The organism is Arthrobacter sp. NamB2, from assembly GCF_005281365.1.
Taxonomy (GTDB): domain Bacteria; phylum Actinomycetota; class Actinomycetes; order Actinomycetales; family Micrococcaceae; genus Arthrobacter_D.
This window is the reverse complement of sequence record NZ_SZWI01000007.1, coordinates 64,697-91,088: the sequence shown is the minus strand read 5'-3', so window position 1 is coordinate 91,088 and position 26,392 is coordinate 64,697. Positions and strand designations below refer to the sequence as shown.

Genomic DNA, 26,392 nt, shown 5'->3' with positions numbered 1-26,392 from the left:
CCGTCGGGCCGCTACTACCGGGTAGCCGGGTCCGGCTGGTTGGCGTCCGTGGGCAAGTACCTGGCCCACCAGCGCAGGATGTGCTCGAATCGCTGCCGGCGATGCCACGGCGAACCCGACCTCGACAGCTCGTGGGTCTCGCCCGGGAAAACCAGCAGCTCCGTTTCGACGCCCTGCTTCTTGAGCGCGGTGTAGTACCGCTGGGCCTGCTCGATGGGACACCGGAGGTCTTCCTCGGAATGGATGACGAATGCCGGTGTCCTCACGCTGCCGATCTTCGCGAACGGATTCTGCTGCTCGACGCGCGCAGGATCGGTTCCGGTGTACTGCTCGGAGAAGAACCAGCCGATGTCCGACGATCCGACGAACGACGGCGGGTCGAGGTACCCGCGCTCGACGATGGCGCCGTGGAACCGATGGTCGTGCGCGATCGTCCATGCCGTGAGGTATCCACCGTAGGACCCGCCCATGACTCCGAGCCGTTCGTTGTCCATGACCTCGAACTCGGCGAGCGCGCCGTCGAGATAGGCCAGGACGTCGTCGAGGTCGACCGTGCCCATCGCCTCCTTGATGCTCCGACCGTGGTCCGGTCCATACCCCGCGGAGCCGCGCGGATTGCACAGCAGGACCGCATAACCCGCCGCGGCGTACACCTGGGCTTCGTCGAAGTACCCCCAGCCGTACTGGGCGAACGGACCTCCATGGATGACGAGCAGCACGGGATGCGGCCCGTCACCCTCCGGCAACACGACCCAGCCATGCACGGAGGCACCATCCGGAGCTGTGTAGGTGCGCTCCTGCATGTCCCCGACGCGTGTCCGGGCGCGGAGCGCAGCGGAGAAGTCCGTGAGCGGGCGTAGCACCGCCCGGTCGACGACGGCGACGTCGCCGGTCGTCGAAGGATCCGTGTAGGTGACGACCACCGCGCCTCCCGCCGACGCGGCTCCCGTGACGACAGTGGGACCGGTGACGAGTGTCTCCGACTCCCCCGTCGCCGAGAAGCGGAGCAGCTCGCCCATGCCCCGCGAACGGTTGAAGACGAGGACGGCGTCGCTGGCGTCACGGACGATGTCCTGGACATCACCCAGATCGATCGTGCCGGGGTCGCTCAGGCGCCGCAGGTCCTGCGGGTCGTCCATCGGAGCGGCGTACAGGGCCGTGCTGCGGGCCACGAAATCCACGCCGGACGGTGACAGGTCGGTGGCCAGGAAGAACAGCCAGGAGCCGTCGGCGCTGGGACCCGGGGCGCTGCACCCGAGGCGGCTGCCCCCGGACAGGTTCGTCAGCTGGCGCCGGTCGCCGCCGTCGAGTGCTATCGAGTGGATATCGGAGACGAGAGTCGAGTCGGCGTCGGGCGCCAGGGCAGCTGTGAAGAAGATGCGCATGCCGTCAGCGGAGAAGGCGGGCTCGAGGTGGTCCGCATCGGCTGTCGTCACCTGGGTGGCGCGCGGCACCGCGCCTTGCTCCTCGAGTGCCCCGGGTCCGTCCACGCGCTCCTGCTTCAGCCTGCCGACGGCCTCGATCCAGGGCTCGGCGTCGAGGTCCGGAACCTCCACGGTGAACAGCTGTGAACGCTTGTCCGTTATGTAACCGGAGCCATTCATCCGGTACTTGTACTGCGTGATGAGGCGCGGGTCCTCGAGGCCGGCGCCCACGCCGTCGAGCGTGCCGTACCGCCCGGGCTCGGGCACCCGTGCAGCGAAGACGACCGTCCGCGAGTCGGGTGCCACGTCGAACCGGGAGACGCCGAGGGGCTGGTCCGTCAGTTGGACCGGCTCCCCACCCGCGGCGCGCACCACGAACAGCTGCGGCTTCCCGCCGGGCGCTGCACGAAGGAAGAGGAGCAGTTCTCCATCGGGCGAATAGCGGGGGGCGGTGTCGCGGAAGCCGCGCGTCAGCCGTCGTCGTGCGCCCTCGAGCGTCACCTCCCATAGCTGCCCGACATAGGAATCGGCACGGAAGTCGGGACGGGTCGCGGCCACCACCAGGCGGGAGCCATCCGGATGCAGGGTCGGCGTACCGGTGGTGGTCAGAAGGTCGATCTGGTCTGGTTTCACCCCTCGACTGAACCTGAAATAGTGGCCTACGTCAACGGTGGGCACTGCTGTCTCCCTAGGATGGAACGATGCTTGATGTCCCCGACCAGCTCCTCACCTGCCCTGTCTGCGGACAACCGCTGCACCTGATCCGTCGCACGCTCGCGTGTGACCACGGGCACCGCTTCGACGCGGCACGCCAGGGCTACTTCAACCTGCTGACGGGGAAGGGCTCGCCGTTCGAGGGGGACACCGCCGCCATGGTCGATGCCCGGGAGGCGTTCCTCGGCTCGGGCCACTACACGCCGCTGCGCACTGCGGTCGTCCAGGCCGCCCTGCGTCACGCGCCGACTCCCGCTGTCGCCCTGGATGCCGGTGCCGGCACGGGCTACTACCTCGCAGGGTTGGTGACGGCAGTTCCGAAGCTGTTCCCCGTAGCACTCGACATCTCGAAGATCGCCCTGCGGCGAGCTGCACGCCGCCTTCCGGGAGGAGCGAGCCTGGTTTGGGACGTCTGGCGGCCCCTTCCCCTCGGAAGCGGCTCGGTGGATGTGGTGCTGAACGTCTTCGCGCCGAGGAATCCCGGGGAGTTCGCCCGTGTGCTCGCACCCACGGGGTGCGTGGTCGTCGTGACCCCGCGTCCGGGCCACCTCGACGGGCTGGAAGCGGTGGGGCCGCTGCTGTCCGTGCCCGCGCAGAAGGCCGACGACGTCCTCGCGGCTTTCAGGGGCGTCCTGGTCGAGACCGGGCGCGAGGAACTCGACTACGTGATGAAGCTCCCGCCGGATCTGGCCCACTCCGCGCTGGTCATGGGACCGGCGGCGCACCACGCGGCGGGTACGGGAGCCACGACGACGGCCACCGACAGTTCCGCTCCCCTCGACGTCACAGCCCGCTTCACCGTGCAGGTGCTCGCGCGCGGGTAACCCCTGCGCACAGCGAGCGAGGATGCCGGCGCCGACGGCACGGATGGATAACAACTGCACGCCGGGCAAGGTGCCGCCCTAGGTTATGTCAGACCCGTTTGCCATGATGGAGGCAACGGCCGCGCGATGCGGCAGGGACGTGAGGGGATGCTCGATGGAATGGTTGCTCGCGAACGGCTGGGTTCTGTGGCTCGTCCTGTTCCTGGGGTTGGCCGCAGTGGAGACCCTGACGCTGGACCTGTTCTTCATCATGCTGTCGGTCGGGGCCCTTGCTGCCCTGGTCGCGACGTTTGCGGGAGCAGGTCTGGTCCTCCAGATCATCGTCTTCGCTGCCGTGTCGTTGCTCATGATCCTGCTTGTCCGGCCAATCGCCCTGCAGCACCTGAAGAAGGGGCCGGCAGACCAACTGAACAACATCGACCGCCTGGTCGGCGCTTCGGCCCTCGCTCTCGAGCCGGTGACCGCGCACTCCGGCACCGTGAAGATCGGTGGCGACACCTGGACGGCGCGTTCCTCCACCGGGACCGCACTTCCCGCCGGGACGCGTTTGTCCGTGGCACGGATCGACGGTGCGACCGCCGTCGTCGAACCGGCGTTCGACCCGCCGGCTTTTCCCGTCGCCAAGGCCTGAACGCCTGGCCTCGCCTTCTCCGCTCCCGGCCTCCCGGGATGCAACCACCACAACAAAGGGGATCCATGAACGGCAACGCCGGGACGATCGGGCTCACTCTGGTCCTGATCGTCCTCATCATCTTCGTCCTGGTCGTACTCGTGAAGTCCGTCCGAATCATCCCGCAGGCGCGAGCGGGGGTCGTCGAGCGGCTCGGCAAGTACCAGCGGACGTTGAACCCGGGACTGACCATCCTGATTCCGTTCGTCGACAGGCTGCTCCCGCTGCTGGACCTCCGCGAGCAGGTGGTTTCCTTCCCGCCCCAACCCGTGATCACCGAGGACAACCTCGTGGTGTCCATCGACACGGTGGTCTACTTCCAGGTCACCGATCCCCGTGCTGCCACCTATGAGATCGCGAACTACATCCAGGCGGTCGAACAGCTGACCACCACCACCCTCAGGAACGTGGTGGGCGGGTTGAACCTGGAAGAGGCCCTGACCTCGCGTGACCAGATCAACGGACAGTTGCGCGGCGTCCTCGACGAAGCGACAGGCCGTTGGGGTATCAGGGTGGGCCGTGTGGAGCTGAAGGCCATCGACCCTCCCCTGTCGATCCAGGATTCGATGGAGAAGCAGATGCGGGCCGAGCGCGACCGGCGCGCCGCCATCCTCACTGCAGAAGGCACGAAGCAGTCGCAGATCCTGACGGCGGAGGGGCAGCGTCAGGCCGCCATCCTCGCTGCCGAGGGCGATGCGAAGGCAGCGATCCTCCGGGCGGACGGCGAGGCGCAGGCGATCCACAAGGTCTTCGACGCGATCCACAAGGGGAACCCGACCCAGAAACTGCTTGCCTACCAGTACCTGCAGACCCTCCCCAAGCTCGCTGACGGTTCGGCGAACAAGCTGTGGATCATTCCGAGCGAGGTCGGCGAGGCGCTGAAGGGCATCGGCAACGTACTGGGGACCACCACCCCCGACTCCCCCTCCGACGGGCCTGAGATGGTATCGCGTACCTGACCGCCGTTCAGGGCGATGGCCGCCGTCGACTTCTCGACGGCGGCCATCGTTCTTTCGCCGGAGGCCGCGAGCAGGACCCGGTGCACGAAGCCGCTTCGCGAACGAGGGCGCCGCCGGAACACCTGTATAGTTAGCTGTTTACCGTTTGCTTGCAGGAACATCTTCGCGGCGCTCGGTGTTATACGAATAGCTACCCCTTCGCCCTCGGGCGATCGAGGGGTCGGGGGTGCCGTCGGCACCGTCGGCGAACTTCGGTGAAGAACAGCGGCAACGGCCTCCCGCCTACGGGCGGCCAAGGTGATGAGGAGAAAATCATGAGCGATCGCAGCCTGCGCGGCATGCGCCTCGGTGCGCAGTCGATGGAAACGGAGTCGGGCGTCGAGCCTGCCCCCCGGCAGCGCGTCGAGTACCGGTGCGAGGACGGCGAGCGGGTCTTCGTGACCTTCTCGTCCGAAGCCGAGATTCCGGCGACCTGGGTGTCGAAGACCGGTAAGGAAGCACTCCTCGTCGATGGCGAGAAGCCGGACACGTCGAACGACAAGCCCGTCCGTACCCACTGGGACATGCTCCTCGAGCGCCGCTCGGTGGAGGAACTCGAGCAGATTCTCCAGGATCGCCTCACGATCCTGCGCGAGCGACGCGGTGAGCGCCGCTCCGCCTGAGAACATACCGCACGAAAGAGGGCACCCGCCGCGGCGGGTGCCCTCTTTCGTGCAGGCAGACGATCAGTGTCGTCCCGTAAGCTTCTGCCAGCGTGCAGCGAGGCCCCATCGCGTGACGTTGGCGATGGCCTCCACCACGATGTTCCCGCTCATCTTGGATGCGCCGAGTTCGCGCTCGACGAAGGTGATCGGCACTTCCACGATGGTGAGGCCCAGGCGGGCAACCCTGAAGGTCATGTCCACCTGGAAGCCGTAGCCGACGGATTCCACGGCGGCGAGGTCGAGGGTCTCCAGGGTGGAGCGGCGAAAGGCCCGGAACCCTGCGGTGATGTCACGAACCGGGAGTCCGAGCATGAGCCGCGAGTAGGTGCTGCCCGCGCGTGACAGGAGCTTCCGGTGGGCCGGCCAGTTGACGACACTGCCGCCACTGACCCATCGGCTACCGATGACGAGGTCTGCGCCGTCCACGGCATCAAGGAGACGCTGCAGTTGTTCCGGCTTGTGGGAGCCGTCGGCGTCCATCTCGACCAGGACGTCATAGTCCCGTTCGAGACCCCAACGGAATCCGGCGATATAGGCCGCACCGAGCCCCTCCTTGCCGGTGCGGTGCAGCACGTGGACCTGGCTGTCGTCGGCTGCCGCACGGTCTGCGAGGTCGCCTGTACCATCGGGACTGTTGTCGTCCACGATCAGGACGTCAGAGGCCGGAACCGCAGCGCGGAGGCGTGCGAGGGTCAGCGGGAGTGACTCGATCTCGTTGTAGGTAGGGATGATCGTGACGACTCGCACGCAGGTGGACCTTTCCTTCGGGAGTGCGCATCGCGCGCAGGGACCGACCCCGTATGCGGAGCCAGTGTGCAAGTATAGGCGACGGCCGCAGGCCATCCCTGACGGTCCTGTGTCGCGGGCCGGGTCGTGTCGGGCGCCGGTCGGCACTCGGGCAGGTCCACTCGTCTTCGTACCGGTGCCGGGTTTCACGACACCGTTTTCTACTGACGCGCAGACCTGCCCTTTTGAGTACCGGTTCCGTTCAGGCGGGCAACGCGCGCCATTGACGAAGGCCGATGCGTTGCGCTCTCGGAGACCGGCCAGGTTTCCTCCCGCAGGAGATCCTCTAACCCGTAGGGCAAAAGCTTACGTGCTGTGGAGGAGGTGTCAACAGCGCTGTGACCTGCGCAAACGCCTCTTTTCGCAGGTCAGGACGGTGTGGCGGGCGTCCTGGAAAACCCGCGGAAACGACGTCGGACTAGGCGGCCAGGAAGCCCTCGGCGACATACAGACGATGCCCGTCGTGAACCGTCTCGAGACACAGCGGGGCGTTCTCGGTATCGAGGGCGGGGAGCAGCGGCGTGCCCGCACGTGGGTCGGTGCTCCAGGACTGGACGCGGTTGTCCGGCGTCTGCACCATGAGCTCGTCGACCTTCCAGACGGCGAAGGACGCGGGCGCCCCCGGTGCCAGCTGACCCATCATCGGGCTGCGACCGGAGAGTCTCCAGCTTGCCCGCGTATGTGCGATGAAGGCCGCACGCGCCGAGATGTTCTCGGCGGGGTTGCTGTGCTGCAGGCAGGCGCGGACCGAGGCCCAGGGATCGAGCGGGGTGACCGGGCTGTCCGAACCGAGCGCCACGAGGACACCTGCGGACAGAAGCGACGCGAACCGATTCATGCGCGAGCGCCGCTCCCCCAGCCGCTGGTCGTACAAGCCGCCGTCATGACCCCAGAGGGCATCGAACACGGGCTGGCCGCTGACTGCGACGCCATAGTGCACCAGGGCACCGATCGCCGCGTCGTCGGCGAGCTCGACGTGCTCCAGACGGTGTCGAGCCCTGCGGACTTCTTCGATCCCGAGCTCGGCGGCCGTCGCTTCGAGCCCCCGCAGCACGACGTCGAGACCCGCGTCCCCGATGACGTGGAAACCCGCCTGGACAGTCTCCGCCGTGGTTGCAAGCAGGTGCGCGGCGACGTCGTCCTCGCTCAGGTAGAGCGTGCCCGTGGAACCGGGATCGTCGCTGTAGGGCGCACGGAGGGCCGCCGTCCGCGATCCGATGGAACCGTCGACGTTGAGGTCACCGGCGAGGCCGGCCAGTCGACCTCCGAAGCCCTGCATCAAGCCGCGGACGTCCTCACGCGTCCGGGTCAGCTGCGCCCAGTAGGGAATGACCTCGGGAAGGGGAACATCCCCGGCAGAGCCGTCGATGGAGAGCAGTGCCTCGAGGTCCTCACGCGGCGCGATATGCGGTGCGGCCATCTCCGTGACGGCGACGTACCCCCGGGACGCGGCATGAAGGAGCGCCGCGTGCTGGTAACTGCGGCGCTGGTCCGGCGTCAGGCTCCGCGTGGCCCTTCGCGCGGCTTCGTGGGCTGCTCGGACCACGAAGCCGTCCGACCACCCGTCCACGCCGGACAGACCCAGCCCCGCTGCCAGCGAACCGGACACGACAGCCGAGTGGATGTCGGCGCGAACAAGGTAGACGAGCGCGCCGTCCCCGGCACGGTCGAGCTCGGCGGCAGTCGGCACGCGCTTCTCCGGCCACTGGGACTCGTCCCAGCCGAAGCCGAGGATCGTGGAGGCCCCCGACGCCGCTGCGTCCCCTACCGCCTGTAGCAGCTCCCCGAGCGACCGGCAGGCAGTCAGGTCGATCGACCCGAGGGCGATGCCCGTCTCGGTGGTATGCGCGTGGGCGTCGACGAACCCCGGAGTGATCAGCGCCCCATCGAGGTCGACCGTCCGCACGCCGGGGCCGGTGAGGTTCGCCGCCGCATGCTCCGACCCCACCCATGCCACCACACCTCGGTCGATGAGCATTGCAGTCGCGAAGGGATCGGCGGGGCTGTAGACGGACCCGTTGCGGTACAGGACGGTCGTCGGGTCTTCAGGGGTGGGCATGGGGATGCTCGGCGGCTTTCTGTCATCGGCGGGCCCGGAACGGGCTTTACTCACTGATGTTCGAGTATGCCACCACGCCACGTCGAACCAGCTTGATGGCGCGCACACACGTCTGGTGCAGACCCTCGGGCAGGTCGGGCACCTTGGCGAGCTGGTCCAGCAGGTCGATCACCTGCTTGGACCACCGCACGAAATCTCCGGCTGCCAGTTCGGTCCCGCTCAGTGCCGCCTGCAGCGACCGGCCCTGAGCCCACTTGAACATGGGCCAGACGAGCGAGAGCTCCGGCTCACCCGTGACGGGGAGTCGGTGCTGCTCCTCGACGTCGTTGAGCTGCGACCACTGCCGGATGATCGTCTCGACGGAACCCTCCAGTGAAACGCTCGGCATCACCGGCCGCACGCCGCGCTCCTCGCGTTTGGCTTGGTATACCAGGACAGTGGTCAGCGCCGCGAGTTCCGCCGCGTCGAGGTCGCTGAACGCACCTTCCTCGATGCACAGCGCTATGAGGAGATCCTTCTCCCCATAGATCCGCCGGAGCTTCTGACCGGATGCGCTGACGAATACGCCGTCGTCGGTGTACTCCAGGTAGCCGTAGTGGCCGAGGACCTCGGAGACGCGATCGAACGTCTTGGCGATGGTATTGGTCCGTCCGCGGATCTGGCCTGCGAGCTTGTCGGTCTCCCTGCGCAGTTTCCACCAGCGCTCCGCCCACCGGGCGTGCTGCTCGCGCTCGCTGCAGCCGTGGCACGGGTGTGCCCTCAGGCGGCGTCGGAGCTCGGTGATGGCGCGTTCCTCCGCTGCTGCCGACGCGGAATAGCCGGCGGCTACTCGATCGGCGCCACGACGCGGCGGTCGCTGCTCGTCCAGCGCGTTGCGTAGCGACGACGTGAGGTCACGGCGGTCCTTGGGGCTACGGGCACTGAAATGCTTCGGAATCCTGATGCGGGAGAGGACCTCGACCGGACCGTCGAGGTCCTGCACACCGACACGGCGGATCTGGGTCTCCAGTGTGAGGACGGTAGGGCGGGGCTCACGCGACGTATCGCTGTCCAGCACGACGGCGTACCCCTGACTCCGGCCGCCCGGCACATCGATGACGTCGCCGGGCCGCAGGGACTCCAGGGAGGACTCGGCCGCCGACCGCAGCGTCCGTGACCTGTCCCGGGTCGCCCTCGACTCGAGGTCGGAGAGCTCCCGGCGCAGGTTCGCGTACTCGCGGAAGTCGCCGAGATGGCACGTCATGGACTTCTCGTAGCCCTTGAGCGATTCCTCGCGGCTGCGAACCTGCTTCGCCAAGCCGACGACGGAGCGGTCGGCCTGGAACTGCGCGAAGGACGTCTCGAGGATCTCCCGCGACCGCTCCTGCCCGAACTGTGCCATGAGGTTGATACTCATGTTGTACGTGGGGCGGAAGCTGGAATTCAGCGGGTAGGTCCGGCGAGACGCCAGGCCGGCGACCGCGCCGGGATCGGTTCCGGGCTGCCAGAGGACGACGGCGTGGCCCTCGACGTCGATGCCGCGCCGACCTGCTCGGCCGGTCAGCTGCGTGTACTCCCCCGCGGTGACGTTCACGTGCGCTTCACCGTTGAACTTGTCGAGCTTCTCCAGCACGACCGTGCGCGCGGGCATGTTGACGCCGAGCGCGAGTGTCTCGGTCGCGAAGACCGCCTTGACCAGGCCGCCGGCGAACAGGCGCTCGACGATCTCCTTGAAGGTCGGCAGCATACCGGCATGGTGAGCGGTGAACCCGCGGATGAGGCCCTCCCGCCAGGTCCAGAACCCGAGGATCTCGAGGTCGTCCCGAGGGATGTCCATCGTGGCGGCGTCGATCGTCTCGCTGATCTCGTCCCGTTCGTCCTCGGTGGTGAGCCACAGACCTGCGTTGAGGCACTGCGTCACGGCCGCCTCGCATCCCGCACGCGAGAAGATGAAAGTGATGGCCGGCAGCAGGTCCGACCGGTCGAGCGCGCTGATCACCTGTGGCCGGGTCGCGCGCCGCACCGCCGTCGTCTGGGGCGGACCGCCGCGACCGTTGCGCGGCTTCCCGCGGCGTCCGGCGGTGCCCCAGCCGGCACGCTGGTTCAGGCGTATCTCGTTGCTGGCGAGCTCGAGCAGCTCCGGGTTGACGTCGTACTGGTCGCGGGCGCCGGCTTCCGCCCCCGCGGGCGCTGCTTCGTCGAAGGCGACATCGCCGGCAAACAGGTCGATGAGGTTCTGGCCGACCATGACGTGCTGCCAGAGCGGAACGGGGCGGTGTTCGGAGACGACGACGTCCGTGTCGCCGCGCACGGTGTCCAGCCACGCACCGAACTCCTCGGCATTGGAGACGGTTGCACTGAGGGATACCACCTTGACCTCGGTCGGCAGGTGGATGATCACCTCCTCCCACACCGCGCCGCGGAAACGGTCCGCCAGGTAGTGCACCTCGTCCATCACCACGTAACCGAGGTTGTCGAGGGCGTCCGAGTTCGCGTACAGCATGTTGCGCAGTACCTCGGTGGTCATCACGATGACGTCGGCGTCCGGGTTGATACTCGTGTCACCGGTCAGCAGTCCCACGCGGTCGTTGCCGTGCACGGAGGCGAGTTCCGAGTACTTCTGGTTGCTGAGCGCCTTGATCGGCGTGGTGTAGAACGCCTTCAGCCCGTGCTGCAGGGCCATGAAGACCGCGAATTCCCCGACCACCGTCTTGCCTGCGCCGGTCGGCGCAGCGACCAGTACCCCCCTACCGGCCTCGAGCGCCGTGCACGCCTCCCGCTGGAAGGGATCGAGGTCGAACTCCAGGGTCTGCTCGAAATGGAACAGCTGTGTCCTGGAGTGCTCCGTGCGGGCCTTTGCAGCTGCGTATCTCTCCGCGGGGGTGCTCATCATTCCACCCTAGACGCTCACCCGCAGCTGGGCACGGCGTGTACGCGCAGAGCGTTCGGGCCGCATCGTGCTTGCGGTCACGCGTGGCTCCGTGCCTCGTTTCAGAGGGCGTCGAGGGGAGACGCGGTGTCCGCGGAGGCTTCGACAGCGGCTTCGCGAGCTGCGTTGCGGCGGGCCCTTCGTTTGTCGTTGAGCAGGCACAGCCCGATCGCGAGGAAGAACAGCAGCAGGAGGGGCACCGCGAGATAGAACATGCTGAGGGCGTCGCCGCCCGGTGCCGCCATCGCCGCGAACAGGCAGACGAGGAACACCGTGATCCGCCAGGCCTTGAGGATCTGCCGGCCCGAGACCAGTCCCACCATGTTCAGGCCCACCAGGACCACCGGCAGCAGGAACGCGATCCCGAACGCCAGCATGAGCCGGAGAACGAACGTGAAGTACACGGAGACGCTGATGTAGTTGGAGAAGTCCTCGGGCGTGAATTCCGTCAGGACTCGCACCGCGTTGGGCAGGATCAGCCACGCGAGGGCGATGCCGGCCAGGAACAACGGAAACGCCACCGCGATGAACGCCAGCGCGATGCGTCGCTCCTTGGTTTTCAGGCCAGGGGTTATGAAGGCCCACAACTGGTAGAGCCAGACCGGACTCGAGATGACCAGACCCAGGAACACCGACACCTGGATGAGCAGATCGAACGGGGAGGCTGCACTGTCGAAGTTCAGTGACGCGGTCCGGCCGTCCTGCTCGTTGATCGCGATGATCGGAGCGGCCAGCGCCCGCAGGACCGGCTCGTACACGAAGAAGCCGGCAACGGTGGCGAGGATGACCGCTATGGCGGACTTGAACAGACGGTTCCGTGCCTCGCGCAGGTGCTCCTTGAGGGCCATGTGTCCCTCGGGGTTGGCCTTCCTGCCGCGCCTGCGGACCTTCTCGGGTGACACCTGTGTCTACCTGGCCTACTGGTTGGTGGAGGGGGTACCGCTCTGCTGTGGCGGTCCCGCCTGGCCAGCACCGTCGATCCGCGCACCGTTGGGATCGAAGTGCTGATGCGGCTGTCCCTGGGCAGGCTGCTGCCCGGGCCCGGTGGTCTGCGCGGGAGCCTGGTAGGTGGGAGCGTACGTCTGCGGAGCCGGATTGTTGACGACTCGGCCCTCGACCGGGTCCGTTCCGGCGTCGGACGTGTTGTTCTCGTCCTTCATCTGCTTCACCTCGGACTTGAAGATCCGGAGCGACTGGCCGACGCTGCGGGCCAGACCGGGCAGTTTCGGCGCACCGAACAGAACGATCGCAAGAACGATGATGATGACGATGTGCCAGCCTTCGAGCCTCATGCCCAATTCCTCTCGTTGATCCCCCTCCAGTTTAGGTCACAGGTGGGGCATGTCCTGCAGGAGTTGCGGTTGCCCGCGGCCGGCACGCTTCGCGATCCGCCTGCTCCGCCTGTCGTCGGCACGACGGATCCTTGCCAGCTCCCGCGCCGCCCGCACGTCCCCTGGCGCGGAGAAGACGGCAGGAACGGGGATTCCGGGCACTCCGGCTGGATGTGCGCCGGCGCCGTCGTCGGGCCGGACGTTCACCTCGAGTCGGTCCAGTGCTTCCCCGAATTCACCGATAGTTCGCATTCCGCGCCGGAAGACGCGGAACCCGACGACGACGAGGAAGATCAGGCTGACCGCGATCAGCGCGACCCACAGAACGATCCACATCCACCAGAGCATGCGCCCAGTCTAGGCCAGTGACTGATGCGACCGGGCGGCCTGGAGCCAGCGGAGGGTCTCCTCGCGCAGTTGTTCGGGCGCTATGACGACTGCGGAACCTCCGAGCCCCGCCACCAATCCCGGGATCCAGGAGCTCGACGCCACCTTCAGCCGAGCTGCGAGGCGGTCGTCGCCGAGTTCCTGGACGGCGTCGGCGTTGTACTGGGCGGCGATCCACCGGGCGCGCGGCTCGAGGAGCAGCGTCACTGCCTGGTCCGCTTCTCCCGACCGGTAGGGCAGCGCCGCCTCGCGGCCCCGGGAGGGGGACCGCTCGTCGACCGTCGCGCTGGCCGGCTGATCGGTGAGCGTCGCCGTCTGGATACGGTCGAGGCGGAAGTTCCGTAATCCGTCGGAGTCCACGCTCCACGCCTCGAGGTACCAGGTGTCCTGGTGCAGGAAGATCCGGATCGGCTCCAGCACCCGGTGCGTTATCTCGTCCCGCGTCGGCACGAAGTAGTCGATCTCGACCCTCACGTGAGACTGCAGGGCGGACTGCAGCACCTCGAGCGTCGGGTCGATGTCGTCCTCCGTGAGCTTGGTGGCCACCGAGGTGCCGATGCGGGCGGCGTCGCCCGCGGCAGCGGTCAGCTTGGTCTGCGCACTCACGATCGCCTCGTTGTTCCTCATGCCGGGAAGCTCCCGGAGGGCCTGCAGGCCCACGATGAGGGAGCAGGCCTCGTCCATGCTCAGTTTCACGGGTTCGGCGAGATCACGCGCATTGCCCAGGTAGATGCGGCCGTCCTCGATGTTCACATCCATCAGGGCATCGGGATAGTGGCGGGGACCGCTGACGAACAGCAGGTCGAGGTCCTTGCTGAGCTGGCTCTCGGTCACCTCGAACCTGCGGGCGGTCTCCCCCAGCTCTGCGCCAGGGTGCGCCAGGAGGTAGGGCACGAGATCGAGGAGGCGCAACAGGTGGTCCTGCGAGGAGGACTTCCGCCGCGGCGCGGGTCGGGTGCCCTCGGTGATCTCTATTCCCTGCGGTGCCACCACTGCGGCGTCGTACGCTCCCTGTAGCAGCCGTTGGACCTCCGCCGCCAGATCCTGGGGCTCCTCCACCCGGGCATTCGTTCCCAGCCCGGCGATCGTCGCCGCCATCGGGCTGGACGCTGCGTAGGGCACGCGGAGGATGTCCCATTCCTCTCCCGTCTGCAGCACCTCTGTGCCCTTGCGGACGCGCAGGACCTGACAGGAGCCGGGGCGGGCTGCGACGACTGCCGTCCTGTCCGGTTCGCGGCGCGCGAGCGAGGACAGGGTCTGGTTCATGTCGAAGGATGCGGGGACGTCGAACGTTCCCTTGAGGAGGACGGGCTCGCCCGTCATGCGCGACAGCCGGAAGAACCTCTCCGCCTTGCGCGTGGTGTCGAAGCCGACGACGTACCAGTGCCCGAAACGTGCTCCCATTCCCCAGGGATGGACGGTGCGCACCTCTTCACGTCCGGTGCTGGCCGCCCGGTACGGGAAGCGGATGGGCGCGTGTGACGTGAGGGCATGCCAGACGACATCCCAGTAGGGTGCGTCGGTCGTGATACGGGGCTGGATCAGTGGCGTCAGCTCGATGCCGCCGTCGGTGCTGCGAGAGCTGAGCTTCCTCAGGGCCCGGGAGGCAGCAGAGTCGAGCGAGCCCTGGTCCCACACCCCCGCCGCCAGGTTGAGGACGGCGTACTCCTCGGGCTGGAAGGTCACGCCGCCCAGGCGGTAGTCCTCCGCATTGATGCGGTAGCGCTGCACCGTGTTGTCGTTGTCGAAGAGAGTGTCCTCGCTGAAGGATTCCAGGGGTATCCCCTGTTCACGAAGGGCGGCCTTGTCCCGATCGAACAGCTTCTCGCGCGCTGCGACGGACGTGGCTTCCCGGTACAGATCGATCTCGTCGAACAATTCCTCCTTCGTGTACCCCCGGCGGCTCGAGAGCAGCATGATCACAAGGGTGAGGAGTCGTTCAGTTCGTTTTGCGGACACGGGAGAAACCCTACCTTCGCGGAACCGGCAGGAGGGACGCAGGTCGACCGTGGTCGACCTGCGTCCCTCCTGGGACTGGCGTGCCGGACTGAGTGAGTCACCTCGCTCGGGCGGCGAACTAGCGGACGGCGAGCAGGTCCACCACGAAGATCAGCGCCTCGTTCGGTCCGATGGCCGAGCCGGCCCCACTGGCCCCGTAGGCGAGATGGGACGGGATCTCGAGGCGACGGCGTCCGCCCACCTTCATGCCGAGGAGTCCCTGGTCCCAGCCCTGGATGACCTGCCCGATGCCCACTGTGAAGTCGAGCGGGGCACCGCGGTTCCACGAGGCGTCGAACTCCTCACCTGTCGAGAAAGCGACGCCGACGTAGTGCGTGGACACGGTGTTACCCGGCTTCGCTTCGTCGCCGGTGCCCTCGATGATGTCCTCGATGACGAGGTCGGTGGGTACGTCGTGGGCGGGAAAGTCGATCTCCGGCTTTTGCCGGTCGAAGTTGCGCTGTCCGAAGGACATGGTTTCCTTTCGTGGGAGACCCTGCGGGGTGTCCGCGGGGATGGTGCCGGGAAGGCCCGTGGAGTGGGTCGAGCGGCTACTCGGCGGCTTTCTTGCTGACGATCTCTACGTAGAAGACGAGGGTGCCGGCGGGTTCTCCACCCGGGTAGGCCCACGCCTCAGGGATCACCAGCATGACCTTCGAACCGACCTTCTGGCCGGCGAGGCCCTTGGTCCAGCCGGCGATCACTCCGCTCAGCGGGAACGTCGCGGGCTCACCTCGATCGAAGCTCGAATCGAACTTCTCGCCGTCGCTGTAGGTCCAGCCGGTGTAGTTCGCAGTGATGCTGTCGGTTTCGGCGACGACCTCACCGTCACCCTCCTCAATGACGTTGACGACGAGGTCGTCGGAGGGATCGTTCTCGGGGATGGTCACCTCGGGCGAACCGTCGTCCGCGAAGGTGAACGAGGGCAGCTTGCCCTCGTCGTCGAGCTTCTTCACGTCCTCGGGTGAGAGGACCTCGGGCTCGGGCGGCGGCTGCTCGGCCGAGATGACCTTCAGGACGAGCACCTGCTTCGGGTTCTCGGGTGCTCCCTCCGCCGCTTCGGGAGCGGGCGTGGCGAATGCCACCTGTGCTCCGACCTTCGTGCCGATCAGGACCTCGTACAGCTCGGGGAACTGACCCTTGAAGGTGTCGTCCAGGGGCAGGACCTGGGGGGCTCCCTGGCTGTAGGTCTCCCCTAGGACTTCGCCGTCCTCCGCGTTCAGTGCGACGAGCTGCACCTTGATCTGCTGACCCTCTTCGATCTCGTCACCTTCGCCCTCGGCGACGGTCCTTGCGGCAGCGGCGCTGGTATCGATGGGGGACTCGAATTCGACGGTCGGCGCTTCCTCGTCGGATCCTCCGCTCACCGTGACGGTGTCGAGGACCTCGGCGGCGCCGGCCGACTTCCCCGTCGACGTTCCGCCGCATGCCGTCAGCAACAGCAGCAGCGGGAGGAGGATTGCTAGTACTTTTCGCACAGAACTACTTTCAGATTGGTGTCCAGTTCAGGCTGGCCGCAGAACAAAGGGCCCTGACAAGCCTAACGGCTCACGGCGTCCGGTTTCTCCTCGTGATGTGCTGACAGGCGCGCGCATGGGCTCGTCCGCGTGTGACGCATCTGCTTACAGCTGCTGCAGCAGTGCCTCCACACGCTCGTCCACGGAGGTGAACGGATCCTTGCACAGGATGGTCTGCTGTGCGCGGTCGTTGAGCTTCAGGTGCACCCAGTCGACGGTGTAGTCGCGGTTCGCTTCCTTCGCCCGGCGGACGAATTCACCTCGCAGACGTGCGCGCGTCGTCTGCGGCGGAACGTCCACGGCCTCCTTGACCGCGGTCTCGTCGACGACGCGGGCAGCCTCCCCTCGGGCCTGCAACAGGAAGAACAATCCTCGGGAGCGTGAGATGTCGTGGTAGGTCAGGTCCAGCTGCGCTGCCTTGGCCGAGCTGAGATCCTCGCCCGACCGAGCCAGGTACCTGTCGATCAACTTTTTCTTGATCGCCCAGTCCACCTCCGTGTCGATGCCCCCGGCGTCGCCGGTCTCGACGGCATGGAGGACCCGCTCCCACAGGTCGAGGACTGCCGGCACATGGTCGTTGTGGGCGCCGTGCTGGTCGACGAACGCGGTCACGCGGGTCAGGTACTCCCGCTGCATCTCCAGGGCCGTCATCGAGCGGCCGTTGGCGAGCTTGAGCAGTTGCCGTCCGGTGAGGTCGTGCGAGATCTCGCGGATGCTCCGGATCGGGTTCTCGAGGCGGAAGTCCCGCATCATCTCCCCTGCTTCGACCATGCGCAGCAGCAGGTCCACGGAACCCACCTTCAGCAGCGTGGTGGTCTCGGACATGTTGGAGTCGCCCGCGATGACGTGGAGGCGGCGGTAGTGCTCGGCATCGGCGTGCGGCTCGTCACGCGTGTTGATGATGGGACGCGATCGGGTGGTGGCCGAGGAGATGCCCTCCCACAGGTGGTCGGCGCGCTGAGAGAAGGCGTAGATCGAGCCTGTCTGCGTCGTGAGGACTTTCCCTGCACCGACGAGCAGCTGCCGGGTCACCAGGAACGGGATGAGAATGTCCGCCAGCCGTGCGAATTCGAGTTTCCGCGGGATCAGGTAGTTCTCGTGGCTGCCGTACGAGTTGCCGGCCGAGTCGGTGTTGTTCTTGAACAGGTAGATCCTGCCGTCGTAGCCCTCCTGGCCGAGCTTGCGCTGCGCCTCCGCCACGAGGTCCTCCAGGATGAGCTCGCCCGCGCGGTCGTGGGCGATGAGCTGAGCCAGGTCGTCGCACTCCGCCGTCGCGTACTCGGGATGGGATCCGACATCGAGGTACAGGCGTGATCCGTTGGTGAGGAAGACGTTGGACGACCTCCCCCAGCTGACCACCTTGCGGAAGAGGTACCTGGCGACTTCCTCGGGTGAGAGGGGCCGTGAGTTGGGCCCCGAGTAGGAGATACCGAATTCGGTCTCGACTCCGAAGATGCGCCGGTCCATCAGGTGTCCTGTTCGTGGTGCAGCAGGACCTCCAGCTCGGGGCCCCCGATACGGCGGAATGCGCGACGACTCCCGCGCAGGGTGTCCGGATCACGCTCCAGGAACGCGACCTCCAGGAGGGAAGGATCGAGCACGGGCGTTCCAGCACTGCCACCGTCGGCCGGCGCATGGGCGGGCGCACCATCGTTCCGCAGAGCGCCGGCGGCAGCCCGGACGGCTTCCGGGAGGCTCAGGTCCGCCGACCAGCTTCCTGTGAGGGCATCGACGACGGCGTCCGCCGCGCCTCCCATCACCACGAAGCCGGATTCGTCCGCGATGGAACCGTCGAACGTGAGCCGGTACAGGTGGTCCGTGTCCTGGGAGCGGCCCACCTCGGCCACGACGAGTTCCACCTCGAAGGGCTTGCTCTCGGCGGTGAAGACCGCGCCGAGGCTCTGCGCGTAGACGCTCGCCAGGCCGCGGGCTGTCACGTCCTCCCGCGCGTAGGAGTAGCCGCGCACATCCGCGTAGCGCACGCCCGCCTGCCGAAGGCTTTCGAACTCGTTGTACTTGCCCACCGCGGCGAAGGCGATGCGATCATAGATCTCGCCGAGCTTGTGCAGCGACGGAGAAGGATTCTCCGCGACGAGGGCGATGCCGTCCCGGCAGCTCATCACCACGACGGACCTGCCCCGGCCGATACCCTTCCGCGCGAAATCGGCGCGGTCCTTCATGAGCTGTTCTGGCGATACGTAGAACTGCTGCGTCATGAGCTATGCCTCCCGGCCCGCGGAGGAACGGGCTTCGATGATGGCGTGGGCCGTGGCTTCGAGATCGCGCTCCGGGATGCGGCGGGAGCCCGCCCCGTCGACGACGTAGACCACGGGCCACAGCGCGCGGACGGTGTCGGGGCCGCCGGTGGCGGAATCGTCGTCAGCGGCGTCGTACAGTGCCTCGACCGCCACACGTACTGCGGCGCTCTCGTCGAGACGCGGGTTCCAGAGCTTCTTGAGCGCCCCTCGGGCGAAGACGGAGCCGGACCCGACCGAATGGTGCTCGTGCTCCTCGTAACGGCCGCCCGTGACGTCGAAGGAGAAGAGCCGCCCCACATGGCGGTCCGGATCGAATCCGGCGAAGAGCGGAACCACAGCGAGGCCCTGCATCGCCATGGGCAGGTTCTGCCGGACCATCGCGGCAAGGCGATTGGCCTTGCCATCGAGGCTCATCATCGTCGCCTCGATCTTCTCGTAGTGCTCGAGCTCCACCTGGAACAAGCGCGTGAGGTCCAGCCCGATACCTGCGCTGCCGGCGATTCCGAGGACGGAGTAGCGGTCGGCTGGGAACACCTTCTCGATGTGACGGCTTGCGATCACGTTGCCCATGGTCGCGCGGCGGTCACCGGCCATGAGGACGCCACCGGGGAACGTCAGGGAGACGATCGTCGTGGCGTGAGGTGCGAGGTGCGCGGCATCGGTGGACGCGGTCACCGGCCCGAGCGTCCGGTTCGAGGGCAGCAACCCGGGATGGTGCGCGTCCAGGTAGTCGGCGAAGGAGCTCGAGGCAGCTCTGGGCACTGCTGCTGCTGCGTCGTCCAGGACCATCCGCTACTGGCCGCCCTTCTGCACGAATCCGCGCACGAATTCCTCCGCGTTGGACTCGAGGACGCCGTCGATCTCGTCGAGCAGGTCATCGACACCCTGGGTCTGGGCGGACTCCTGGGCGGCGGGAGCCACCGGGGCGGGCTCGGGGATCTCCTCCTCCGACTCCTGGGCCGATCCGCTCGTGTTCATGCGGTCCTGTGTCGCCATGACGGCCACCCCTTCCGTGTTCGTGATCACTTCGGTGATCAGGTTCCTATCGTGCCACGCGGCGTTCGGGGCCGCTCAACAATCGGGCGACGAAATCCTCCGCATCTGCTGCTAGGTCGAACAGCTCCTCGGTGAGCTCGGCCGTACCGCGGAGCGGTTCGCGCGTCTGCACGCGCTGGAGCCTGCGTTCTCCCGGCAGCTCGAAGATGAGCGAGTCCCAGCTGGCGCCCACGACTTCCGCCGGGTACTCGGCGATGCACCGGCCGCGGAAGTAGGCGCGCGTGTCCCGCGGTGGTTCGACGGCGGCCCTCGCCACCTCTGCCGGGTTCACGAGCAGGTCGACGTCGCCGCGGCGCGCCAGGCGCTGATAGATCCCCTTCTCGGGACGCAGGTCTGCGTACTGCAGGTCGATGAGGGCCAGCCGTGCGTCGTCCCAGTCGAGGCGGTCACGTGTCCTGTACGCATCGAGCACCTTCAGTTTCGCGATCCAGTCGACCTGCCGGGCCGCCGCCATCGGGTCACGACGGAGCGTGACCAGGAGCGCCTGCCAGCGGTCGACGACGTCGCGCGTCTGCTCGTCCGCGTCGGCCGGCAGGGCATCGACGACTGCGGAGCAGTACATCTCCTGGAGTTCCAGCCCCGTCATGCTCCGGCCGTCCGCCAGCCGCACTCTCGCCTGCAGGGTGGGATCGTGGCTGACGGTGCGCAGCGCCTCGACCGGATTCACCAGGACCGGAACCGGTGCCAGTCCGTGCTCGATGAGCGCGAGGACAAGGGAGGTGGTGCCCACCTTGAGGTAGTTGGACACCTCGTTCAGGTTGGCGTCGCCGATGATGACGTGGAGCCGGCGGTACTTCTCGGCAACGGCGTGCGGTTCGTCGCGCGTGTTGATGATGGGGCGCCGCACCGTGGTCTCGAGACCGATCTCGTTCTCGAAGAAGTCCGCGCGCTGGCTGATCTGGAAGCCGGGCTCCTGGTTGAGCGGACCGATCCCGACCCGCCCTGCCCCGCAGATGACCTGCCGTGAGACGAAGAAGGGGATCAGGGCTTCGGCGAGCTTGGAGAAGGGCACACTCCTCGGGACGAGGTAGTTCTCGTGGGAGCCGTAGGACACGCTCTTGTTGTCCGTGTTGTTCTTGTAGAGGATCACGGGCGAGAACCCGGGAGTCGCTCCGATGCGCTCCATCGCGGTGATCGCCACGTGGTCCCCGGCCCTGTCCCAAAGGACGGCGTCGAGCGGATTCGTCACCTCGGGCGAGGAGTACTCCGGGTGCGCGTGGTCCACGTACAGCCGGGCGCCGTTGTTCAGGACGAGGTTCATCAGCACGGCCGCCTCGGCAGGTTCACCGCGTTCGAGCGCGATCTGCTCGGCGCTGAGCTCGATGGGTTCATCCGTCAGCTGGCTGGGGTGCGCCCTCCCCCGCTCCATCCTGAAACCGCGAGCGTCCGTCAGGGGAGTCTCGTCGGTATAGTCCCAGCGCGTGCCCGCGAGGTTGCCCAATCCTTCGCGTAGCGTGGCGGCGTAGGCGTTCACGACCTGTGAGGACAGCATCGTGGGATTGGCCGAGGGCACGGCAGGAGCGATGATGCCGTATTCCGTCTCGGTGCCCATCACGCGGTGAACGGAGATTCCCGCGCCGACGGCGGGAAGGGATCCCGGGCTGCTGCTCCGGCGTCCGCCCGTCTCGATCACAGATACTGGCCCGTGTTCGCCGTCGTCTCGATGGACTTGCCGGGCTCCTGCCCGGCCTTGCCCTGCACGATCGTCCGGATGTAGGTGATGCGCTCACCCTTCTTCCCGGAGATCCGCGCCCAGTCGTCGGGGTTCGTCGTGTTCGGCATGTCCTCGTGCTCGCGGAATTCGTCGACGACCGCCCGCATCAGGTGCTCGATCCGTAGGCCCTTGCTCCCGTCCAGCAGGAGATCCTTGATGGCGTACTTCTTCGCCCGGTCGACCACGTTCTGGATCACGGCGCCTGAAGTGAAGTCCTTGAAATACAGCATCTCGGTGTCCCCGTTGGCGTAGGTCACTTCGAGGTACTCGTTCGACTTGTCCGTGGAGTACATCTGCTCGACCGTCCGGCGGATCATCTCGGCGATCGTGGTCGCCGGATCGTTGCCGTTCTCTGCGAGATCGTCCGCATGCAGGGGCAGATCCGACGTGATGTACTTCGCGAAGATCTCGGCAGCACCCTCGGCGTCGGGCCTCTGGATCTTGATCTTCACGTCCAGGCGACCCGGACGGAGGATCGCGGGGTCGATCATGTCCTCGCGATTGGAGGCCCCGATCACGATGACGTTCTCGAGCTTCTCGACGCCGTCGATCTCGCTCAGCAGCTGGGGCACGATGGTCGTCTCCACGTCGGACGACACACCGGTCCCACGCGTGCGGAAGAGGGAGTCCATCTCGTCGAAGAACACGACGACGGGACTGCCGTCCGATGCCTTCTCGCGGGCCCTCGCAAAGATCAGCCTGATGTGGCGCTCCGTCTCACCGACGTACTTGTCCAGCAGCTCGGGCCCCTTGATGTTGAGGAAGTAGCTCCGGATCTGCTCCAGGCCGGCCCGCTCGGCGGCGCGGGCGGCGAGCGAATTGGCGACCGCCTTCGCGATCAGGGTCTTGCCACACCCTGGAGGGCCGTAGAGAAGGATCCCCTTGGGCGGCTTGAGGCCGTGTTCGCGGTACAGATCGGGGTGCAGGAACGGCAGCTCGACGGCGTCGCGGATCTGTTCGATCTGGGGACCGAGCCCGCCGATGTCGCCGTAGGCGATGTCCGGCACCTCTTCGAGCACGAGATTCTCGACCTCGCTCCTCGGGACCTTCTCGAGGCCGTAGCCGGATTTGGTGTCGACGGCGAGCGCGTCCCCCACGCGGATCCGCTCGGTCTGGAGCGGCCCGCTGAGCCTGATGACCCGCTCGTCGTCCGTGCGGCCCACCACGAGCGCGCGGTCGGTGCCGAGGAGTTCCTTGACGGTGACGATCTCTCCGGCCCGCTCGAAGCCCAGCGCTGCGACGATAGTGAGCGACTCGTTGAGCAGGACTTCCTGTCCGGGTGCCAGGTGCCGGACGTTGATGAGCGGGCTGACGGCCACACGGAGCTTCCGCCCCGACTGCAGGATGTCCGCGGTGTCCTGCACCGTGGCCTCGGTGGTGGTACCGGGCTCCGACGCACGCCTAGGGTTCACCTGCATCACGGTGGCGAAGCTGAAGGGCGCCGCGCCCTCCTTCTCGAGGGCGGCCTTCAGCCGGACGATCTCGGTGCGCGCCGACTCGAGGGCTCCGACGAGCTTGCCGTTGTTCTGCGTCGCGGATGCGAGCTGGCGGTCGATAGAACGCAGCTTGTCGCGCAGGACGTTCACTTGCCGCTGGGCCACGGAACTGTCGATCGGAGGTGGGGTGCGCCCCTGCTGGTCAGCGGCAGAAGCGTTGTCTTCGGAGTCCGGCATGTCGGTTCGCCACCTTAGGTTCTTTCCTTCAGCTGTCTTTCGACCTTAGCGCAGACCCCAGCCCGCAGGGTGCTGTATTGCGGGTGTGCGGCTACTGCCGACGTTCAACGGGCGCCGTGCGGCTTTCGTCCCGGCCACCGACACCTGCCACGAATGCCCCTCACTCCTCCCCAGCGCTGTCGGCAAGGGCATCGCGCCGCGCCTGGGCCTCCTCCGGCGGCAGGGAGCCCCGCTGGATGGTGGACGCCGCGTCGCGGGCGACCCGACGGAGACGCTTGTCGGAGACATCGCGCTCGCCGACGGCCCGCGGAGTCCATGCGTTGAGGTCCTCCTCGCTGAAGCCGGTCTTCGAGGGGCGGCGCTTGGGACTGAATCCGGTCGCTCCGTCTGCCAGCCGACGGGTGGTCAGCAGGAACCCGGTGTGGGCGACCATGCGGTGATCTGGGCGGACGGCGAGCCCTTCGAGGTGCCAGCCGCGCACCATGGACTCCCAGGCCTCGGGCTCGGTGAAGCGCCCGTCCTCCCGGATGGCCTCGGCGGTCCGGGAGAGCTGCGTGACGGTCGCCACGTAGCTGATCCACACACCACCGGCGGCAAGGACGGTGGCCACGGCGTCGAGGCATTCCCAGGGAGCCAGCATGTCCAGGACAACGCGGTCCACGGACCCCGGCTCCTCGTGTTCGACGACCTGCTGCTGGAAGTCGCCCAGGGTAATCTGCCACGCAGGGTGGGGTCCGCCGAAGATCGTCTCGACGTTGCCCCGGGCGATGTCGGCGAACTCCTCCCGGCGCTCGAAGGAATGGAGGTAGCCCGCATCACCGACGGCGCGCAGGAGCGAGATCGACAGTGCGCCCGAGCCGACGCCCGCCTCGACCACGCGGGCCCCCGGGTAAATGTCCGCCATCGTCACGATCTGGCCGGCGTCCTTGGGGTAGACGACCGCCGCCCCGCGCGGCATGGACAGGACGAAATCGGACAGCAGCGGCCTGAGTGCCTGATAGAGCTGCCCCGTCGTGTTCTCGAGGATGATGCCTTCGGAGGCCCCGATGAGCAGATCGTGCTGGAGGAATCCCTTGTGCGTGTGGAAGGCCCCTCCGGGGGTCAGGGTGATGGTACTCATGCGCCCCTTCTCATCGGTGAGCTGGACCCGCTCGCCTGCGCGGAGCGGTCCGCGGCGGGCTGCTGCCCCATGGGGGCTCGAGGGTGCTTCGGGCGTGGTCGGGATTGTGCTCATGGTGATCCTTCGGCATGGGCCGGTGGAACCGGCATGGATGGAGCGATGAAGAGGAGATCGATCAGTGGCTGGTGTGCGGGGCGTTGCACAGGCAGTGGCCCACCCGGCAGAGGGGACTCAGGAGCCCGGTGTGTTCTTGCCCGTGATGGCCTGTACGACGGTGCGCTGGTGGAGCAGGCCCGTGACTGCGCCTTGACGGTTGATGACGGCGTACTCGCTACCCTCGAGCCGTGCCAGGAACTGGACGAGCTCCTGGCCCTCCGCCCATTCGGGGACGTACGCGCCTGCTGCGAGCCTCCGGGCTGTCGCATTGACCGTCGTCGTGTTCGCTGCTTCCTCCGGCACGGCGAACAGTGCGGCTTCGTCGACGACGGCCTCCGGTTGTCCGGACACGCCGGTCAGGACGACGGCGGCGCCCGGGTTCTCGCGGAGGAGGCGGCGGGCGGCCAGGACCGTGGTGCCGGCCGGTAGACCCAGAGCGCGCTGCTGGAGCCTGCCGGCGCTGATCTCGGGAAGGCGCAGACGCATGCGCGCGTTCTCGATCGCCGCCGTGGCGCCCATCCACAGGAAGGCGCCCATGACGACGGCGATGAGGATGACGGCGAGGTCCGGTCCACGACCCTGTACGAGCGGGAGGCCGACCACGACGCCGAGCAGGACGATGACGATGATCCGCCCCGCCCAGCCGGCGGCGACCGTCCCCTTCTCCTGGCTGCCCGTGGCCTTCCACACCGCACTCTCGACCAGCCGACCGCCGTCGAGGGGAAGTCCCGGGAGCACGTTGAAGGCTGCGACCAACAGATTGGCCCACACCAGGATGGTCGCGAGGAGGTAGCTGACGGTTCCGGGCGTCATCGCCTGCAGGATCGCCCAGCCAATCCCGGCCAGTGCGAAGTTTGCCGCCGGACCCGCCAGGGCGACGAGCAGCGAGCGCCCGGGCGAAGCGTTGAAGTTCGCGAACTGCGTGTGCCCGCCCCAGAGGTTGAGGACGATCCGCGTGGTCGGCCAGCCGAAGGCCCTCGCGGTGAGCGCGTGTGCGAGTTCGTGGATCAGGACGGATGCGGCGAGGAGCAGCGCATAACCGAGGGCGACGGCGTAGGCACCGGCGCCGATGCCGGGGAATGCCCCGCTCACGCGTGGTCCGAAGACGACCACGATGAACGCCGTGATGACGAACCAGGACCAGGCCAGGACCACAGGAATGCCGGCGATGCGCCCGAGCGACAGACCCGGGTTTGCTTCCGGTCGCGGGGTCTTCTGCGTATTACTCATGAATCAGCGCGTACTCCGCTCGAGGCCTGATGGTCGCTGCCGGGCAGCAGAGCGGCCAGATCGGCGGGCGTGCGTCCCTCGAGTGTGTCCCAGTCGGAGCGGCGATCGTCGGGTGGCAGCGGAACGAAGTGCGGAACCGCCAGCGTGACCAGGCCCGCAGCGAGGGCCGACGTGACACCTGGGAGCGAGTCCTCGACGGCGACCACGCGGTCCTTGCTCAGGCCCGGGTGATCCGCGGCGAGGAGATCGAAGCCCAACTGGTATGCCTCCGGATCCGGCTTTCCCGCGCTCACGCGGTCACCGGTGACGAGGTGGGAGAAGGTGCCCTCCGGCAACCGGGTGGCGACGGCGTCCGCGAGGAGGCTCTCGGACATCGTGACCATCGCGCAGGGAACGCCCTCCTCCCGCAGAGCGGCCAGCAGCTCGCGGGCACCGGGGCGCCAGGGAACGGCTGTCCGCACGTCCGCGGCGACGCGCTCGGTCAGGTGCTCGATAATCTCGCGGGTGCCGAGCGCGACGCCGGCCCGCTGCAGTTGCCCCGCGGAGTATTCGAGCGCCTGTCCGACGAGGGCCGTTGCCTGCTCCGTGGTCCACGTCCCGCCGTGCGCCTCAACCAGTTCCTTCTCCGCCCTGATCCAGTAGGGTTCCGTGTCGACGATCGTCCCATCCATGTCCCACAGCACGCCCTGCAACCCGTGGAGGTTCGCGTGGCCGGCTTCTCGGTCCTGGTGGAGCTCGGCGCGGGCAAGGGTCTGGACGCTGCCGGTGGGGTGGTTGGCCATGGTCCAAGTCTACGGCGACCCTTCGGCAACCCCGCGACGGCAACCCGGACCCGCCCTCGCCGTCCGGCCCTTCCACCCCTTGGAAGAGCCCTGCCGGCGCCGCCCGTCAGCTCTGCGCGTAG

At 67.4% G+C, this 26,392-nt stretch carries 23 protein-coding genes; 4 read left to right on the top strand and 19 right to left on the bottom strand.

Annotated elements, in window-relative coordinates; translation table 11 throughout:
- Positions 1 to 14: 14 nt before the first annotated feature.
- Entirely contained in the window at positions 15 to 2,057 is a 2,043-nt protein-coding gene (locus tag FDK12_RS12735) for a S9 family peptidase (protein WP_137369910.1), read from the bottom strand.
- 68 nt (positions 2,058 to 2,125) lie between these two features.
- Between FDK12_RS12735 and FDK12_RS12730 the strand changes: the two genes are divergently transcribed.
- From FDK12_RS12730 to FDK12_RS12715, 4 genes are all read left to right on the top strand, one after another.
- Positions 2,126 to 2,962 (top strand): putative RNA methyltransferase, encoded by an 837-nt coding sequence (locus tag FDK12_RS12730; protein WP_137369909.1) that lies wholly within the window; start codon positions 2,126 to 2,128, stop codon positions 2,960 to 2,962.
- Positions 2,963 to 3,116: 154 nt separating this feature from the next.
- Entirely contained in the window at positions 3,117 to 3,593 is a 477-nt protein-coding gene (locus FDK12_RS12725) for an NfeD family protein (protein ID WP_137369908.1), read from the top strand.
- Between the two features lie 65 nt (positions 3,594 to 3,658).
- On the top strand, positions 3,659 to 4,591 hold the full coding sequence (locus tag FDK12_RS12720) for an SPFH domain-containing protein (protein ID WP_104118742.1): 933 nt from the start codon (positions 3,659 to 3,661) through the stop codon (positions 4,589 to 4,591).
- Between the two features lie 314 nt (positions 4,592 to 4,905).
- Positions 4,906 to 5,253: an RNA polymerase-binding protein RbpA gene (locus FDK12_RS12715; RefSeq protein ID WP_104051092.1), complete on the top strand. Its 348-nt coding sequence runs from the start codon at positions 4,906 to 4,908 to the stop codon at positions 5,251 to 5,253.
- A 63-nt stretch (positions 5,254 to 5,316) separates the two neighbouring features.
- Here the strand turns inward: FDK12_RS12715 and FDK12_RS12710 are convergent, their stop codons facing one another.
- The 18 genes from FDK12_RS12710 to FDK12_RS12625 all read right to left on the bottom strand — a co-directional run bounded on the left by FDK12_RS12710 (position 5,317) and on the right by FDK12_RS12625 (position 26,270).
- Complete coding sequence (locus FDK12_RS12710; RefSeq protein WP_137369907.1) at positions 5,317 to 6,042, bottom strand: polyprenol monophosphomannose synthase; 726 nt, start codon at positions 6,040 to 6,042, stop codon at positions 5,317 to 5,319.
- Between the two features lie 457 nt (positions 6,043 to 6,499).
- A complete protein-coding gene (locus tag FDK12_RS12705) occupies positions 6,500 to 8,140 on the bottom strand; it encodes an amidohydrolase (protein WP_137369906.1) in 1,641 nt (546 codons plus the stop codon).
- A gap of 46 nt (positions 8,141 to 8,186) precedes the next feature.
- Positions 8,187 to 11,009 (bottom strand): DEAD/DEAH box helicase, encoded by a 2,823-nt coding sequence (locus FDK12_RS12700; protein WP_137369905.1) that lies wholly within the window; start codon positions 11,007 to 11,009, stop codon positions 8,187 to 8,189.
- Positions 11,010 to 11,110: 101 nt separating this feature from the next.
- A complete protein-coding gene (tatC, locus tag FDK12_RS12695; RefSeq protein WP_137370008.1) occupies positions 11,111 to 11,896 on the bottom strand; it encodes a twin-arginine translocase subunit TatC in 786 nt (261 codons plus the stop codon).
- Between the two features lie 69 nt (positions 11,897 to 11,965).
- Entirely contained in the window at positions 11,966 to 12,340 is a 375-nt protein-coding gene (gene tatA / locus FDK12_RS12690; protein ID WP_137369904.1) for a Sec-independent protein translocase subunit TatA, read from the bottom strand.
- 36 nt (positions 12,341 to 12,376) lie between these two features.
- A complete protein-coding gene (locus FDK12_RS12685; RefSeq protein WP_137369903.1) occupies positions 12,377 to 12,727 on the bottom strand; it encodes a DUF948 domain-containing protein in 351 nt (116 codons plus the stop codon).
- Positions 12,728 to 12,736: 9 nt separating this feature from the next.
- Positions 12,737 to 14,725 carry a helix-turn-helix transcriptional regulator gene (locus tag FDK12_RS12680; protein ID WP_137369902.1) on the bottom strand — a complete coding sequence of 663 codons (1,989 nt, stop codon included), beginning with the start codon at positions 14,723 to 14,725 and terminating at the stop codon, positions 12,737 to 12,739.
- A 118-nt stretch (positions 14,726 to 14,843) separates the two neighbouring features.
- The gene (locus FDK12_RS12675; protein ID WP_137369901.1) at positions 14,844 to 15,239 is read right to left on the bottom strand and encodes an FKBP-type peptidyl-prolyl cis-trans isomerase; all 396 of its coding nucleotides are present in this window, start codon (positions 15,237 to 15,239) and stop codon (positions 14,844 to 14,846) included.
- A gap of 76 nt (positions 15,240 to 15,315) precedes the next feature.
- A complete protein-coding gene (locus tag FDK12_RS12670; protein ID WP_137369900.1) occupies positions 15,316 to 16,242 on the bottom strand; it encodes an FKBP-type peptidyl-prolyl cis-trans isomerase in 927 nt (308 codons plus the stop codon).
- 144 nt (positions 16,243 to 16,386) lie between these two features.
- Positions 16,387 to 17,748, bottom strand: coding sequence for a Pup--protein ligase (gene pafA, locus FDK12_RS12665; protein WP_137369899.1), 1,362 nt, complete (start codon positions 17,746 to 17,748; stop codon positions 16,387 to 16,389).
- A complete protein-coding gene (gene prcA / locus FDK12_RS12660; protein ID WP_104118732.1) occupies positions 17,748 to 18,497 on the bottom strand; it encodes a proteasome subunit alpha in 750 nt (249 codons plus the stop codon). The genes pafA and prcA overlap by 1 nt, the downstream gene beginning before the upstream one ends.
- 3 nt (positions 18,498 to 18,500) lie before the next feature.
- Positions 18,501 to 19,328, bottom strand: coding sequence for a proteasome subunit beta (prcB, locus tag FDK12_RS12655; protein WP_137369898.1), 828 nt, complete (start codon positions 19,326 to 19,328; stop codon positions 18,501 to 18,503).
- A gap of 3 nt (positions 19,329 to 19,331) precedes the next feature.
- Positions 19,332 to 19,517: a ubiquitin-like protein Pup gene (locus FDK12_RS12650; protein WP_411266168.1), complete on the bottom strand. Its 186-nt coding sequence runs from the start codon at positions 19,515 to 19,517 to the stop codon at positions 19,332 to 19,334.
- A 64-nt stretch (positions 19,518 to 19,581) separates the two neighbouring features.
- Positions 19,582 to 21,147, bottom strand: coding sequence for a depupylase/deamidase Dop (gene dop / locus FDK12_RS12645; RefSeq protein WP_137370006.1), 1,566 nt, complete (start codon positions 21,145 to 21,147; stop codon positions 19,582 to 19,584).
- Between the two features lie 77 nt (positions 21,148 to 21,224).
- Positions 21,225 to 22,982, bottom strand: coding sequence for a proteasome ATPase (gene arc / locus FDK12_RS12640; RefSeq protein WP_137369897.1), 1,758 nt, complete (start codon positions 22,980 to 22,982; stop codon positions 21,225 to 21,227).
- A gap of 160 nt (positions 22,983 to 23,142) precedes the next feature.
- Positions 23,143 to 24,216: a tRNA (adenine-N1)-methyltransferase gene (locus FDK12_RS12635; RefSeq protein ID WP_137369896.1), complete on the bottom strand. Its 1,074-nt coding sequence runs from the start codon at positions 24,214 to 24,216 to the stop codon at positions 23,143 to 23,145.
- A 117-nt stretch (positions 24,217 to 24,333) separates the two neighbouring features.
- The gene (locus tag FDK12_RS12630; RefSeq protein ID WP_137369895.1) at positions 24,334 to 25,488 is read right to left on the bottom strand and encodes a site-2 protease family protein; all 1,155 of its coding nucleotides are present in this window, start codon (positions 25,486 to 25,488) and stop codon (positions 24,334 to 24,336) included.
- Positions 25,485 to 26,270 carry an HAD family hydrolase gene (locus FDK12_RS12625; RefSeq protein WP_137369894.1) on the bottom strand — a complete coding sequence of 262 codons (786 nt, stop codon included), beginning with the start codon at positions 26,268 to 26,270 and terminating at the stop codon, positions 25,485 to 25,487. Before FDK12_RS12625 ends, FDK12_RS12630 begins: the two co-directional genes overlap by 4 nt.
- Between the last annotated feature and the right edge of the window lie 122 nt (positions 26,271 to 26,392).